The organism is Pseudomonas sp. NPDC087803, from assembly GCF_044742995.1.
GTDB lineage: Bacteria > Pseudomonadota > Gammaproteobacteria > Pseudomonadales > Pseudomonadaceae > Aquipseudomonas.
Map to the genome: position 1 here is coordinate 1 of NZ_JBIUVO010000088.1, position 13375 is coordinate 13375.

13 protein-coding genes and 1 pseudogene are annotated in these 13375 nt (G+C 58.6%); 6 read left to right on the forward strand and 8 right to left on the reverse strand.

The features are described 5' to 3' along the window. Window positions 1–340 (reverse strand): response regulator (locus ACIOUG_RS25105; RefSeq protein WP_401069601.1); only part of this gene is annotated, 340 nt, incomplete at its 3' end. 151 nt (window positions 341–491) lie between these two features. Here ACIOUG_RS25105 and ACIOUG_RS25110 point away from each other — a divergent pair. After that, window positions 492–875: a hypothetical protein gene (locus tag ACIOUG_RS25110; protein ID WP_007962301.1), complete on the forward strand. Its 384-nt coding sequence runs from the start codon at window positions 492–494 to the stop codon at window positions 873–875. An 83-nt stretch (window positions 876–958) separates the two neighbouring features. On the opposite strand, the gene ubiA is transcribed toward ACIOUG_RS25110, so the two are convergent. Together ubiA and ACIOUG_RS25120 are read right to left on the reverse strand one after the other, a co-directional pair. Further along, window positions 959–1849: a 4-hydroxybenzoate octaprenyltransferase gene (gene ubiA / locus ACIOUG_RS25115; protein WP_401069605.1), complete on the reverse strand. Its 891-nt coding sequence runs from the start codon at window positions 1847–1849 to the stop codon at window positions 959–961. After that, complete coding sequence (locus tag ACIOUG_RS25120) at window positions 1849–2409, reverse strand: chorismate--pyruvate lyase family protein (protein ID WP_401069608.1); 561 nt, start codon at window positions 2407–2409, stop codon at window positions 1849–1851. Before ACIOUG_RS25120 ends, ubiA begins: the two co-directional genes overlap by 1 nt. 198 nt (window positions 2410–2607) lie before the next feature. On the opposite strand from ACIOUG_RS25120, the gene ACIOUG_RS25125 reads away from it, so the two are divergent. The 3 genes from ACIOUG_RS25125 to ACIOUG_RS25135 all read left to right on the forward strand — a co-directional run bounded on the left by ACIOUG_RS25125 (window position 2608) and on the right by ACIOUG_RS25135 (window position 4410). Next, entirely contained in the window at window positions 2608–2775 is a 168-nt protein-coding gene (locus ACIOUG_RS25125) for a rubredoxin (RefSeq protein WP_003437744.1), read from the forward strand. Window positions 2776–2795: 20 nt separating this feature from the next. Beyond that, complete coding sequence (locus tag ACIOUG_RS25130; protein WP_401069611.1) at window positions 2796–3944, forward strand: NAD(P)/FAD-dependent oxidoreductase; 1149 nt, start codon at window positions 2796–2798, stop codon at window positions 3942–3944. A 190-nt stretch (window positions 3945–4134) separates the two neighbouring features. Continuing rightward, entirely contained in the window at window positions 4135–4410 is a 276-nt protein-coding gene (locus ACIOUG_RS25135; protein WP_003213368.1) for an HU family DNA-binding protein, read from the forward strand. A 95-nt stretch (window positions 4411–4505) separates the two neighbouring features. Here the strand turns inward: ACIOUG_RS25135 and ACIOUG_RS25140 are convergent, their stop codons facing one another. From ACIOUG_RS25140 to tssI, 5 genes and pseudogenes are all read right to left on the reverse strand, one after another. Continuing rightward, window positions 4506–4862, reverse strand: coding sequence for a hypothetical protein (locus ACIOUG_RS25140; protein WP_401069614.1), 357 nt, complete (start codon window positions 4860–4862; stop codon window positions 4506–4508). A 95-nt stretch (window positions 4863–4957) separates the two neighbouring features. After that, window positions 4958–7294 carry a lipase family protein gene (locus ACIOUG_RS25145; protein ID WP_401069617.1) on the reverse strand — a complete coding sequence of 779 codons (2337 nt, stop codon included), beginning with the start codon at window positions 7292–7294 and terminating at the stop codon, window positions 4958–4960. Further along, the gene (locus ACIOUG_RS25150; RefSeq protein WP_401069620.1) at window positions 7284–8081 is read right to left on the reverse strand and encodes a hypothetical protein; all 798 of its coding nucleotides are present in this window, start codon (window positions 8079–8081) and stop codon (window positions 7284–7286) included. The genes ACIOUG_RS25145 and ACIOUG_RS25150 overlap by 11 nt, the downstream gene beginning before the upstream one ends. Then, window positions 8078–8926 carry a DUF4123 domain-containing protein gene (locus tag ACIOUG_RS25155; RefSeq protein WP_401069623.1) on the reverse strand — a complete coding sequence of 283 codons (849 nt, stop codon included), beginning with the start codon at window positions 8924–8926 and terminating at the stop codon, window positions 8078–8080. Before ACIOUG_RS25155 ends, ACIOUG_RS25150 begins: the two co-directional genes overlap by 4 nt. Beyond that, window positions 8923–10946 (reverse strand): annotated as a pseudogene (gene tssI / locus ACIOUG_RS25160) (type VI secretion system tip protein TssI/VgrG). The gene ACIOUG_RS25155 and the pseudogene tssI overlap by 4 nt, the downstream one beginning before the upstream one ends. Before the next feature lie 714 nt (window positions 10947–11660). On the opposite strand from tssI, the gene tssA reads away from it, so the two are divergent. Beyond that, window positions 11661–13223 (forward strand): type VI secretion system protein TssA, encoded by a 1563-nt coding sequence (tssA, locus tag ACIOUG_RS25165; RefSeq protein WP_401069625.1) that lies wholly within the window; start codon window positions 11661–11663, stop codon window positions 13221–13223. Between the two features lie 31 nt (window positions 13224–13254). Beyond that, the coding region (locus ACIOUG_RS25170) for a type VI secretion system contractile sheath small subunit (RefSeq protein ID WP_401069628.1) at window positions 13255–13375 on the forward strand (121 nt) is incomplete at its 3' end.

The window sequence follows — 13375 nt, forward strand, 5'->3', positions numbered from 1 at the left end:
CCAGTTCGCGTGGGGAAAACGGTTTGGTGATGTAGTCGTCGGCGCCGACTTCCAGGCCCTGGATCTTGTTGTCCTCTTCGCCCTTGGCGGTGAGCATGATGATCGGGATGTCCCCGGTCAGCTCGTCACGCTTGAGGCGGCGGGCCAGTTCGATGCCGGAAGTGCCGGGCAGCATCCAGTCGAGCAGGATCAGGTCCGGTTTGCGGTCAACGATGATGGCGTGTGCCTGCTGCGAGTTCTCCGCCTCGAGGCAGTCATAGCCGGCCATTTCCAACGCAACGGCGATCATTTCGCGAATGGGCGCTTCGTCGTCGACGATCAGAATGCTCCTGCCAACCATGCCTTAATCCTCTTGTCATTTAACTGTCTTGCGCCGCATTAGATAACGGAATTATTGCAGTCGTGTGACAGTATTTTAGTCGCCCGGCGGTTGGCGTGATCCTGGGCTAAGCTCTAAGTCCGAATCCTGACAACCACAAAAGAAGGTTTCCATGACTCAAATGACTGCTTCTTTCAAAGCCCTGCTGCTGGCTGCTGCCGTTGCTTTACCGACCATGGCGTTTGCTGCTGAGCCAGCGATGGAGAAGGACGGCATGTTTACCGATCACAAGGGCATGACCCTGTATACCTTCGCCAAAGACTCTGCGGGCAAGTCCATGTGCAACGACAAGTGCGCGGCGAACTGGCCACCGCTGATGGCTACGGCGGCTGACAAGTCCATGGGCGACTGGACGGTGATCAAGCGCGATGACGGCAAGATGCAATGGGCCTATGAAGGCAAACCGCTGTACACCTTCGTCATGGACAAGAAGGCCGGTGACATGACCGGTGAAGGCAAAATGGACGGTGCCTGGCACGTCGCCAAGGCCAAGTAACGCAAAAGATTGCAGCCTTCGGCAGCTCCTACACTGGAATGTGTACGCCCTGTAGGAGCTGCCGCAGGCTGCGATCTTTTCAATCAGCGCAATGCGTAATCCAGCACGATCCCGACAAAAATCGCCAACCCGGCCCAATGGTTGTGCAGAAACGCCTTGAAGCAACGCATGCGGTCGCGGTCACGGGTGTACCAGAACTCCCACGCATAACATCCAGCGGCCATCAACAGGCCAAGATGGAACCACACGCCCAACTCGAACTTCGACCCGGCCAGCAACAGGCAACCCAGCGATAGCGCCTGCAAGGTCAGAATGATCACCCGATCCGCATCGCCGAACAGAATCGCCGTGGACTTCACGCCGATCTTCAGGTCGTCGTCACGATCGGTCATTGCGTAATAGGTGTCGTAACCCACCGTCCACAGCAGATTGGCGATCCACAGCAGCCACGCGGCGGCGGGCACTGCGCCGGTTTCAGCGGTGAACGCCATCGGCATCCCCCAGGAAAACGCCGCGCCCAGCACCACTTGCGGGTAGTAGGTGTAGCGCTTCATGAACGGGTAAGTGAACGCCAGTGCCAGCCCGCCCAGCGAAAGCCAGATGGTCGGCGCGTTGGTGCACAGCACCAGCAGAAAACTCACGCCCATCAGCAGCGCGAAGAACACCAGCGCCTCTTTCGAACTGATTTTGCCGCTGGCCAGCGGTCGTTGCGCGGTGCGTTTGACGTGGCCGTCGACCTTGCGGTCGGCCCAGTCGTTGATCACGCAGCCACCGGCGCGGGTCAGCACCACGCCGAGGACGAAAATCACGATGTTGGCCAGCGATGGCGAACCCTTGCCGGCAATCCACAGCGCCCACAGCGTCGGCCACAGCAGCAGGTAAATGCCGATCGGTTTGTCCATGCGGGTCAGCTGAATGAAATCCCAGGCCCGTGGATTCAAGCGGTTGAGGGACTTGAGCAGGCTCTGGTACATCAGCAATTCTCCGGATGCGCGCGGGCGGCGCTCCACAGGGTCGGCAGGAAAATCTCCGCCACCAGCACGCTCAAGGCGCCACGGTCGAAACGCGAGCGGCGGGCCCACAGTTCAGGTGCGCGGCAGGCTGGCGGCAACCAGTCTTGCGGGTAGTGACAGACCTCGAGGGCGCGGCGCTGGAAGGCGTGGTCGCAAAACAGCAGCTCGCCCAGCGAGCGGCTGCCGAGTTCGTCCATGTGCAAGCCATCGCCTTGCAGGGCGGCGCGCGACGCCACGCTGCGGGCGAATACCCAGGCCTCGCCATGCCCGCGCAGATACACCTCGCGCACCCAGCCTTCGCTGCCTTCGGCCAGATCCAGCGCCGCACATTCGTCGCTGCGCAGGGTGTCCCAGCCTTCGAACAACGGCGTGACGCTGAAGCCGTCATTCGACAGCCGCGTCAGGCGGCGGGTCAGCGAGCCTTCGTCGAACAACCAGTCCAGGGTCAACGAATCGGGAAGGGGCGTCAGTCGGCTTTGGGTCAGCCAGAGTGGGGCCGGGCAGGCATTTGAATGTTGCACAATGAGTCATTATTGGCCGCAAATGAGGCGGCGAGCTTAACATGGCGTGCTGCGAATTTGATGGATCCGGGTCGCCGTTGCGCCGAACAGGCTTGCATCTGCCCGGCACCCTCAGTACAAAACGCCCTGAGCCGGATGGCAGCGCATCCACCATCGACCGTCCGCGCCGACAACAGCCTGAATTGAGGAAGTACCTGAATGAAAAAGTGGCAATGCATTGTCTGCGGCCTGATCTACAACGAAGCGGACGGCTGGCCGGATGACGGGATCGCGCCGGGCACCCTGTGGCAGGATGTGCCGGAAGACTGGCTGTGCCCCGACTGCGGCGTCGGCAAAATGGACTTTGAAATGATCGAAATCAACTAAGCAAAAACAAGGAGTAAGGCATGAACGCACCTGTCGTGATCATCGGTACCGGGCTGGCCGGCTACAACCTGGCCCGGGAGTTTCGCAAACTCGATGGCGAAACACCGCTGCTGCTGATTACCGCCGATGACGGGCGCTCTTACTCCAAGCCGATGCTCTCCACCGGTTTCGGCAAGAACAAGGATGCCGACGGCCTGAGCATGGCTGAACCAGGCACCATGGCCGAGCAGTTGAAGGCCGAAGTGCGCACCCACACGCGCATCAGCGGCATCGACGCCGGCCACAAGCGCCTGTGGATCGGCGAAGAAGCGGTGTACTACCGCGACCTGATCCTCGCCTGGGGCGCGGAAACCGTGCGCGTGCCGATCGAGGGCGACGGTGCTGATCTGGTATTCCCGATCAACGATCTCGAAGACTACGCGCGCTTTCGTGCGGCAGCCGAAGGCAAACGCCGGGTGCTGGTGCTCGGCGCCGGGCTGATCGGCTGCGAATTCGCCAATGACCTGATCCTTGGCGGCTACGAGGTGCAACTGGTTGCACCGTGCGAGCAGGTGATGCCGATGCTACTGCACCCGGCCGCTGCGGCGGCGGTGCAGGCCGGGCTGGAAAGCCTGGGCGCACGTTTCCACCTCGGCCCGGTGCTGACCCGTCTGCAGAAGGTGGCTGACGGCCTGGAAGCGCATTTGTCCGACGGTCAGGTGATTGCCTGCGATGTGGTGGTATCGGCCATCGGCCTGCGTCCACGCATCGACCTGGCGGCGGCTGCCGGGGTGCAGGTCAACCGCGGCGTCGTCGTCGACCGCCATTTGAAGACCTCCCACGCCAATATCTACGCACTGGGCGACTGCGCCGAGGTCGATGGGCTGAATCTGTTGTACGTGATGCCCCTCATGAGCTGTGCGCGGGCACTGGCACAAACCCTCAATGGCAATCCGACAGCGGTGAGCTACGGTGCGATGCCGATCACCGTGAAAACCCCGGTGTGCCCGTTGGTCGTTTCGCCACCACCACGGGGCAGCGAAGGTGTCTGGACCGTCGAAGGGCAGGGCGCCGACATCAAGGCCCTGTGCCACAGCGCCGATGGCCGGTTGCTCGGCTACGCCTTGACCGGTGCGGCGGTGATGGAAAAACTCGCCTTGAACAAACAGCTTCCGGCCTTGCTGGCGTAAATACCGGTCGTTCTGTCGGAATCACCCCGCTTTTGCCCCTACAAAGGTCGCGGGGAGACTGGCGCCGTCGGTATCCGCGTGCCATTCTCACTCCCGTCTGCCGCAGAGTAGAGCCTGCGGCGCCTTGGGCGCTGTTCCAACGAGAACAGCACGGACATAACAACAAAAAACCGTCAAAGGGGCTTCACTAATGCGTAAACCAGAACTCGCCGCTGCAATCGCTGAAAAAGCGGATCTGACCAAAGAACAGGCCAACCGCGTTCTCAACGCCGTCCTCGAAGAAATCACCGGCGCTCTGCACCGCAAGGACAGCGTCACGCTGGTGGGCTTCGGCACTTTCCTGCAACGCCACCGCGGCGCCCGCACCGGCAAGAACCCGCAAACCGGTGAGCCGGTGAAGATCAAGGCCAGCAACACCGTGGCATTCAAGCCAGGCAAATCGTTGAAAGACAGCGTCAATCCTTAATTGCGGCGTACTCCCTGAGTAGCGGGGAGAACTGCAATAAAAAATGGGCACACCGATTGCGGTCGGGTGCCCATTTTTTGTGCCTGCCAATCGGTTTATTGACGCCGGAAGCAGGCCTTGCCGTTGCCGAAATCCACGGCCAGGCAGTTCGGCTCAATCGCCAGTTGCAGACCCTGAAACAAGCCGGACAAATCGCTGTTCGACGCCGGTTTGGTCTCGCTCTTCAGCGTCACGGTGTCGTTTTCCACCTGCCAGGTACCCTTGGCAAACCCGTCAGCACTGCCATACGCCACGCCCGCGTCAAACGTGCCGTCCTTGCGCAGCAGTAATTCGGCGCCCATTTCCATTGCACCGGTCAGATAGTAATGACCGTCCAGTGGCGGGGTGTCTGCAGAGGCTTGAGTGGTTGGCAGCCAAATAAGTGCTGCGAAAAATGTGGCTTTCAATTCCATGAGGTGAAGCTCCTTACCAGCCTTAGTAGAGGGTGCCGAATTTTTTGGCATTGGATTCTGGCATAGCCAAGGTTTGCCCGCGCGCTGTTTAGCCACTACACAATCGAATCAATATCCAGCTGAAACGGCGCGCCGACGGCATGTCCTCCGGTCATTGCCGCGATCGCTGCATCATGATCCTGGGCGGCGGGGGGAATCATCGCCAGTTGTTCCTGAACGAGGTTTTCCGGGTGGGCGATCCAGCGCAGCAGGTTTTTCTGCACCCACTCAGGCTGGTCGGCATAGCTGCCGTACACGTCAACATCGGTGACGGGCTCGCCGCGCAGAGTGTGCAGGCGGGCCTTGGTCATTTCGATCTTGTCTATTTCATTGTTGAGAACAGTGGTTTTGTGGGCTCTTTCCTGGTGCCGGACATAAGCGCTGGGATGATTCTGGATTTCGCGTTCAACGGCACGCAGCTGACGCTTGAGGTTTTCCAATACGTGGCTGACCCATTCGAGTTCGACATGCGTTACCAAAGAGCGTTTGAGTTGCTGCGATTCTTGCCAGCGGCGCAGGCTGGCCCAGCAGCCGGGAATGTAGCTGGTGACCATTGAATGATCGCCTGCCGCGAAGAGTTGCTTCAGAAAAGGCGCGCGGTCGGGCAAGTCAGCGATCTTTTGTAAGGCCTTGGCACAGCCGTGGTCGTTGATGATGCTGCAGCCCGGTTGCCAGAGAATGGATGATTTGTGTTCCTTGCCGAACACCACTGGCATGAAGTGGCGCAACTCCCCGTGATGCCCGTAATCGTCACCCAGGAAATTGCTCATCCCCCAGACCAGCAAAGCAAAACCGGCGACCGGATTAAGGGCCAGTACCACTCCGTTTGCGGTATACATCGGCTTGGGTCTGGCATAGGTGTTCATCCAGGTGGCGGGCACGCTCGGTACAGGGTCGTTCTGGTTGACGATGCGGTGGTGGATCAGTGGTTGGGCACTGTTGATGAAGGTCGTGTCGCCGGCGCGCGGGGCTCCGTAGGTGTAGAGCACGATATCCGGTGAGTACTGAGGATCGCGGCGTAGCATCTCGGACAAGATCAGTGCTATTGCCCCGCCCAGGCTGTGTCCGGTAATCAGCAGTTTTTGCCCGCTATAGAATCTCTCGAGATAGCTCACAATAAACGGAAAAACTGCCTGAGCCCCACCGTAGAAGCCCCGGTGCACCTTGCCTTCTCCTTCTTGAAAAGGAACCTGATAGGCGTCTCCATCACGCAAGCCATCGGGTAACGTTTCGCTGGTTCCCCGGACACTGATCAATATCAACTCGTCGTGATGCGTAATGAAGGCTTGGGTGTCCGTACTGTCGGCTTGTTTGCGATCATCGAAAAAGTGCAGCTTGGCCGGATGTTCCTGTTGATCCCCCAGTGCCGGATCATTCACCTCGGGATAGAGTTGTGGATCGAACGGCACTACTTCCAGCCGTTTCGAGTACGGCACTTCTTCATACAACGGGTAGTACTTCTGCGTTTGCGACGCATCGACTTTCCACAACTCATCAAACTGCGGCAGTGCATGGCCGAACCAATTGCCGCTGCTGGGCTGCACGGGGAAACTCACACGGTCGGTCTTGACTGGCTGTGTGTTTGGCTCCTGTCCGAAGTCGGTGTAACTCAGGGTCGCCATCAACGACAGTTGATAGAGGTTGAGTGCGCAGAATTCGTTGCCGGTCGACAACATTGGGCGTAGCGCCCGCATGGGACGCACCTCCAGCACATGGTGCTTGTTCGGCAACAGGGCAATGCCCTTGGGTTTGGGCGGTGGCGGGGAGAAGCCCAGTTCCACCGTTGCCATGCTGGCCTGACTGAAAATCGCGCTCATTCCTCCGTCCGGAACACTGGTATCAATCTGCGCGAACGTTCGGGTTTGGGGCGTGGATCGCATTAGTCTGTGCGCCAGTATATTCGGCGGATCACGGCGCTCTGCCAGAGGTGGCAAGTGCGCTACATGTTTGACCAGCTCGCTCACTTCAACCTGGTAATAGGCGTTGGTCTCGGCAAGGTCTTTTGCTGGGTTGGCCTGGGTACGCACGCCTGATTTGCTGAAGAAGCGGGTTTTCTCGGCACGGACCTGGAGTTCAGTGATGGGGAGGGGGTAGTGCTCCCTTGTCCTTAAATCCTTATAGAGTGCTTCTGTTCCTTTAAAGGGCTGATTGAACTTGAGTACTACCGGGCCGCAGTAATGGTTGTTCACGTTGCCAGAACCCGTGGTATCCAGTTTTCCCGTGTAAACGGTGTCCTCATAATCGATAATTTCGTACGTCAACCCAGCATAGGGTTTGCCATCACCAAACTCGTCCACTAGTTGAAAGCTTGTCGAATGTCCGCGCATTGGGCAGGCGTGGATGTTGCCTTGCATAAATACTGCGACGCTCCGATCCAACGGTTCAATACTCATGGGTCTCGTCCTTGTTTTCCGTGCAGCCCGGATAAATGGTGCAAACCCGCTCATCCACCATCCTGAAGGTGCTGAAGTCTTTGTAGTTTCCATTGCAATACCCACGCTGATCTTCGAGACCTTCACCCATACAACGCTTCCAGCCGCCGGGAACCTGGACCCAGGTGTCACCCCAGCCGGGCCTTTCTTCATCTGCCAACTTGATCTTCAATTTCACCGTTTTTCCCGGCAGTTGCTTCAGCGTGTATGCCGTGGAAGGGCGGCTTCGACCGACATTGCCCTGCTCGTCCATTTTTTTGCATCTCAACATTTTTATGAGGTAACGCTTGGGGCTGACCGTGCGGAAAAACCACATGCACTCGCCGAAGAACTCACCTGTACCGTCTTCGGCGAAAGTACCCATGTGTCGCTCCAACAACTCTGGACGTACGGCAAAAGAGGCGTAGTCATAGCTGCTGTTACTTCGTCCAGAACCAAAAACGCCAATGATCTTCACCTCTACATGATTCAGCGCCAGTGGGCAGTTGCTCACGGTTCTGTAAAGCGGGATTCGGGAAGTAGGCTCGTAGACCATGTTGGTTTTATTGAATCCAAGCTGGGTATCTTTGCCGCCTGGCACCGAGCATGTTTGGTCCTTGGCGGGCACGTAGGTGGCCGTCAGGTCGTATTTGAAGTTGGGCGGAAAGTCGGGAACAAAAGTAAAGGTGTTCGACTGGCCCGCAACAGAACACCCCAGGTTCAGGGCGACGCAACCGCCAAGCGCCAGACATCGAAATACTCGTGTCATAAGGCGCCGTTCTCCTGCATATACAAAGTCTGTTGATACACCCGCTCAAAGTGCGCCGCCGGGTCTTCCGCGGTTTTGGGCAGCCAGGTTTTCGGAGGCAGAAATCCCGGTGCCTTCAGGCTTTGGGTCAGCAGGAAATGCACCTGTTGCGGCTGTTGCCAGCCCCACAGCTGGCTCAGTTGCACCTGCCCCCAGACCCATTCATCCACATCGAATTGCTCGGCGAGTGTTGCCATTGCTTCAGTGTGTTCGCCGACCAGATAGCGTCGGGCGTTATCGAACAACACGTTGGCGTAAACCTGTTCCGGTATCGGGGTGCGCAGCCACAGCGGATCTGCCGGCAGCGAATGTTCACCCGGGTCAGGGTTGTCGGTGACCGTCCATTGGCCCGCGTGCCAGTAACAGACGCTGGCCATCGGCCCGAGCAAGAGCGCGTGTTGCTCCGGTGGCAGATGCGCAAGCGCGCGACCGATTACGCGATTGTCGTGCACGCGATACACCGCCTGATTCGGTGGCTCGCCAGTGACTATGCGTGCGCGCCAGTGCGCGGACAGCGTATCGAGGTCAACGTGGCTGGCGCTGCCCAGCCAGCCCCAATGCCGCTGGGGCGCGTTCAGCAGCACCTGGATCAGTGGATGTCTGACTGTGCCGATGTGAAAAAGAAACGGGCCGCTTTGTGCCAGCGAATTCGCTGCGGTGCCCGCATACAGATTGCGGTAGTGATCGGCGCCCGATTCGTTGGTCAACGCAGTGCGTTCTTCAAGGTGCTCGAGTGAATCGAGCATCAGCCACAGATCCCGACTGCATCGTGATTGTTCGTGCAGCCATTGTTCGAGTATGTTCATGCGACCTCTCCGATGCTGCACTGGCCGGCGCGACAGGCTTCACACAGCGGGCAGTAATCCGCGGCCTGTTGTCGGGCACTGGCGACGATGGATGCCGGACTGGCGATGTCCGCCACGGGTTTGCCCGGCGGGGCTTGCAGCGGCTGCAGCGGTGCAATACCCGGCAGCGGCGCGCCACCCTGAACGATCGGCACGCTGCTGAAGATCCCGCTGGCGTCGATCACGATGTGATGACCTCCCGCCGTCAGCGTCAGGCTGGAACCGGCGTCGATCACGACAGTGTTGGCAGTGATGCGCGCCTGTTGGCCGGCCTGAATCACCAGCGAACCTGCGGACAGGCTGCTGGTGCCGCTGATCGTGAGCAGGTCATCGGCATTGATCACCGTGCTGCGCACGCCTTGGTGGGTGCGCAGCTCTTTGCCTTCGATCAGGGTGGTGCTGTCATTGCCCACCTGTTCAAAACGGTCATGGCTGATCTGGCTGCGGCTGTCATTTAGGATCAGTTGCTCAATGTCGCGCTGGGCGCGCAGGTAGATTTTCTCCTGCCCGGCGCGGTCTTCGATCGACAGCTCGTTATAGCCGCCGCTACGTGGTGAGCTCTGACTGCGCAGAACCGTTCGGGTCTTTTGCGCCGGTAATGGATGGGCGGGGGAGGTGAGCTTGTTGGGCACGCAGCCGGTAATCAGCGGTTGATCCGGGTCACCTTCCTGGAAGGTCACGACCACTTCCATGCCGACGCGTGGAATGGTCATCGCGCCGAACCCTTCACCCGCCCAACTGGAGGCAACCCGTATCCAGCAACTGCTCTTGTCGCTGCCGAGTTCTGCCCGATCCCAGGGAAACTCGACGCGAACCCGACCGTAATCATCGCAAAAGATCTCTTCACCGGGCGGTCCGGTGACGCGTGCGGTCTGGCAGACCAGCAAGGGCTTTTGTGCGGGCAGTCGAGGTCGGTAGATCACGTCCGCGGGTGTGGCGCTGAAGGTATTGCGATAGCCCTGAGTGAAACCATCGATGGGTGTTGTAGTGCTGCCGGCGGCTTCCTCAAGGACCTGAGGCTGTCCCCGAAATGTTGCAGGCCCACCAGCAACCACATGTCGTTGCAGTCCTTGCGCGGATGCTCGGTCAGGTCGAACAAGTAGCCGCTGCGCAGCGTCGGCTGATTGCTGGCACCCTCGACCCGCTGGTAGTCGCTGCGATGCCGCTCCAGAGCCTGGCGCACGAGCTGTTTGCCCTGCTTTTCGCTCTTCATCAAGAGTGGGTAACGATAGTCCTCCAGCTTGGGCGTGAACTCGGCGGTGAAGCGACTTTCGAGCAACAGACTGGGACGTTTCAGGTCATAGTCGCGACGGGTGACAGTACTGGTGCGGGTTTTGAAGGCCAAGGTAAAACGATCAATAACCGGGTGCTCGGTGACCATGCCGGAGCCTTGTCGATAAGGCGTCGGCCCAAGCCTGGGGAAAAACACCTGATCGTCGGTGAACACCAGCATGTGTTGCTCGGGCGAGTGCTGGTGATGCCAGGCAATGCCGTCCTCGGCGCACAAACGCTGGATGAAGTCGAAGTCGGATTGCCCATATTGCACGCAGTATTCACGTACGGCGCTGGCGCTGACATGGAAGCTGAACACGTCGGTCTGAATGCCATGACGCCGAAGAACCTGCGTGATGATTTGCGCGACGGTCAGATTCTGAAAAACCCGCTGATCATGACTGAACTGCAAATAATGCAACGCAGGCACCAGCGTCAGCTCATAGTGGGTCAGGCGTTTTCCGCTTTCACCCACCCGCACATCTTCAATGCGCCCGTGAATACCTTCTTTGTTGAACCCGAATTGCAGAAATGCCGGCTGACTGAGCAGGCTTTCCAGATCGATATCTGCTCGCTCGCTGACCAGCTCGACCCGGATCGCGTACAGGCAGCTGATGGCTTCAGCACCCTCAAATGCGAGCACCTTGAAGTCGTGGCGAACGCCGGGGATGAGCAGGATAAAAGGCGCGCAACTGCCCGTGCTGAACATACGCTTGTCCTTAAGCAGGTGAGTCGATGCGCGGTGTTCGATCGTCCCTGATCGCCACGCGAAAAGAATTTGCTCAAGCAAGCTAGCAATGCGGGAAATAAATTGATGTAAGAAGTATCCCTGACATTTGTCAGAGTATTCCGGGCGTGAAAGTGTTGTTCAGACAGTAGGAAATGGCTGTAGGAAGGTGCTTCGATAAATATTGAGTTAGCACTAAAGTGCAATTACTTTCGGGGCTTTTAAAGTTTCAGAAAAATGAAATGACATCAAATTGATGGCACTTTTGTTGTCGAGTGTTGTCTTCGGTAAATTTTTATAAAATCCAGTGAATTTTCGGAAGAATCCTACTTCTATTTTTTTCGAGAATTGTCATGCTTGCCGCCGTGTAATGGGACGAACGCTCGGGTTGGTACGCTCAGGCGGGATCGCGCCGCTCTGGATCAAGGGTTTTGAGGGGGCAGGGCAGATGCGTGCGATATAAATCGATATCAGGGAATCCCCTGCCACATATAGGGCGATCTCCTACGCGGCCCAATGAACACTTCGTCTTGTTGTTTAAGCAGATGCTTGCTAGTGGCCATCATTGTGATTACGATGCGCCCACTTGAAAGAGCACATCTCAATTGGATGAGTCGCTTCACCGCTCTTCGATACTGTCCCGCGCCGTGGCAACTCCAATAGGCGCATGACTGTAATCCTAATTAAAGGCCATGGATGTCCTACTCAAGCAAACTTTCCGCCCATTACCTCGAACTCGCAAAAGTCTCTGTTTCCAAAGAGAATTTCGCGGGCGAAGACGTTCGTTTTTCGAGCGAATTCGAGGCGCTGGAAAGCGAGCTGGCCAAAGCCTCTTCGATGCACGAAAGCGGGCAGATCGACTGGCTGAAAATCCGTGAAAACAGCGAAAATCTGCTGCGTACCCAATCCAAGGATTTGCGTGTCGGCGCCTGGCTGACCTGGTCGTTGTACCAGCGTGAATCCTTCCCCGGGCTGCTGGCCGGCCTCGGTCTGCTGCACCATCTGTCGGAAAACCATTGGGCCGACGTTCACCCGCTCAAACCGCGTACCCGTGCCGCCGCCATCGGCTGGCTGGTGCCGCGTCTGGAGCAGGTGCTCACCGAAAACATCGCGATCAAGGAACAGCTGCCGATGTTCCGGCAGTTGTCCGAGCATCTGGCCGGCCTGGATGCCGCGTGCACCGAGCATTTGGGCGACGACGCGCCACTGTTGCTGCCGCTCTCGCGTCGCCTGAAAACCATGATCCAGCGTGCCGCCGACAATCAGCCGGCGCCCGGTGTGGTCGGCGCTGCGGTGGCGCAGGTCAAGCAGGCCGCGAGCCAGTTGCTCACCCCCGGTGCGCCGATCGACAACGAAAAAGACGCTTACAAGGCCCTGCGCGCGCAGCAGGAAAGCGCGCGTCCGTTGTGTGCCTGGTGGCTCAAGCAGAAAGCCACCGACCTGCGCGCCCTGCGTCTGAACCGCACTTTGCTCTGGCTGCCGATCGACGCGGTGCCCGAACGCAACGCCGAGCAGATCACCGTGCTGCGCGGTCTGCCGGTGGACAAACTCAAGCAGTATCAGGACCGTTTCGATCAGGGCAAATACGCCGACCTGCTGGTGGAACTGGAGGCGAGCCTGGCGAAGGCGCCGTTCTGGTTCGATGGCCAGAGGATGGTCTGGGAATGTCTCCAGAACCTCAACGCCGAGATGGCAATGCGCGAAGTGGAAATCCACTTCGCGCTTTTGGTTCAGCGCCTGCCCGGCATCATCGAATGCCGTTTCCATGACGGCGCGCCGTTTGCCGATCCGGCCACCCGGGCGTGGATCGCCGGCAGTGTCATGCCGCATCTGCAAAGTGCCAGCGCGCCGCGCAAGGTCGAAACCGAAAACGTCGAAACCCAGCCCGCCTGGGAAAAAGCGCTGGAAGACGTAATGCCGCTGCTGCGCAAGGAAGGCTTGAAGCCGGCCGTGCAGATTCTCAAGCAAGGCCTGCAATCGGCCCACGGCGGACGCGAGCGGTTCTTCTGGCAGTTCGCCCTCGCGCGACTGTGCTTCATGGCCAAGAAATACGAACTGGCCAAGAACCAGTTGGAAACCCTCGATCAGACATTACAGGACTCAGGCCTGCACGCCTGGGAGCCCGATCTTGCATTGGAAGTGCTGCACCTGCTGCACAGTTGCTGCGAGTTGTTGCCGCAGAACAATGACGAACGTGAACGCAAGGAAGAGATTTATCTCAGGCTGTGCCACCTAGATCTAGAAGTGGTACTCGAATAGGCCCCAGGGCCACAACCGAAGGAGAAAAGCCATGGCCAAAGAAGGCTCGGTAGCCCCCAAGGAACGCATCAACGTCACCTTCAAACCCGCCACCGGCGGTGCTCAGGAAGAGATTGAACTGCCGCTGAAGCTGCTGGCAATCGGTGACTACA

Bases quoted from the DNA above. Each gene is read 5' to 3' on its own strand.
- ACIOUG_RS25110 (WP_007962301.1), top strand. From the start codon at position 492: ATGACTCAAATGACTGCTTCTTTCAAAGCCCTGCTGCTGGCTGCTGCC.
- ubiA (WP_401069605.1), bottom strand. From the start codon at position 1,849: ATGTACCAGAGCCTGCTCAAGTCCCTCAACCGCTTGAATCCACGGGCC.
- ACIOUG_RS25125 (WP_003437744.1), top strand. From the start codon at position 2,608: ATGAAAAAGTGGCAATGCATTGTCTGCGGCCTGATCTACAACGAAGCG.
- ACIOUG_RS25130 (WP_401069611.1), top strand. From the start codon at position 2,796: ATGAACGCACCTGTCGTGATCATCGGTACCGGGCTGGCCGGCTACAAC.
- ACIOUG_RS25135 (WP_003213368.1), top strand. From the start codon at position 4,135: ATGCGTAAACCAGAACTCGCCGCTGCAATCGCTGAAAAAGCGGATCTG.
- ACIOUG_RS25140 (WP_401069614.1), bottom strand. From the start codon at position 4,862: ATGGAATTGAAAGCCACATTTTTCGCAGCACTTATTTGGCTGCCAACC.
- ACIOUG_RS25145 (WP_401069617.1), bottom strand. From the start codon at position 7,294: ATGAGTATTGAACCGTTGGATCGGAGCGTCGCAGTATTTATGCAAGGC.
- ACIOUG_RS25150 (WP_401069620.1), bottom strand. From the start codon at position 8,081: ATGACACGAGTATTTCGATGTCTGGCGCTTGGCGGTTGCGTCGCCCTG.
- ACIOUG_RS25155 (WP_401069623.1), bottom strand. From the start codon at position 8,926: ATGAACATACTCGAACAATGGCTGCACGAACAATCACGATGCAGTCGG.
- tssA (WP_401069625.1), top strand. From the start codon at position 11,661: ATGTCCTACTCAAGCAAACTTTCCGCCCATTACCTCGAACTCGCAAAA.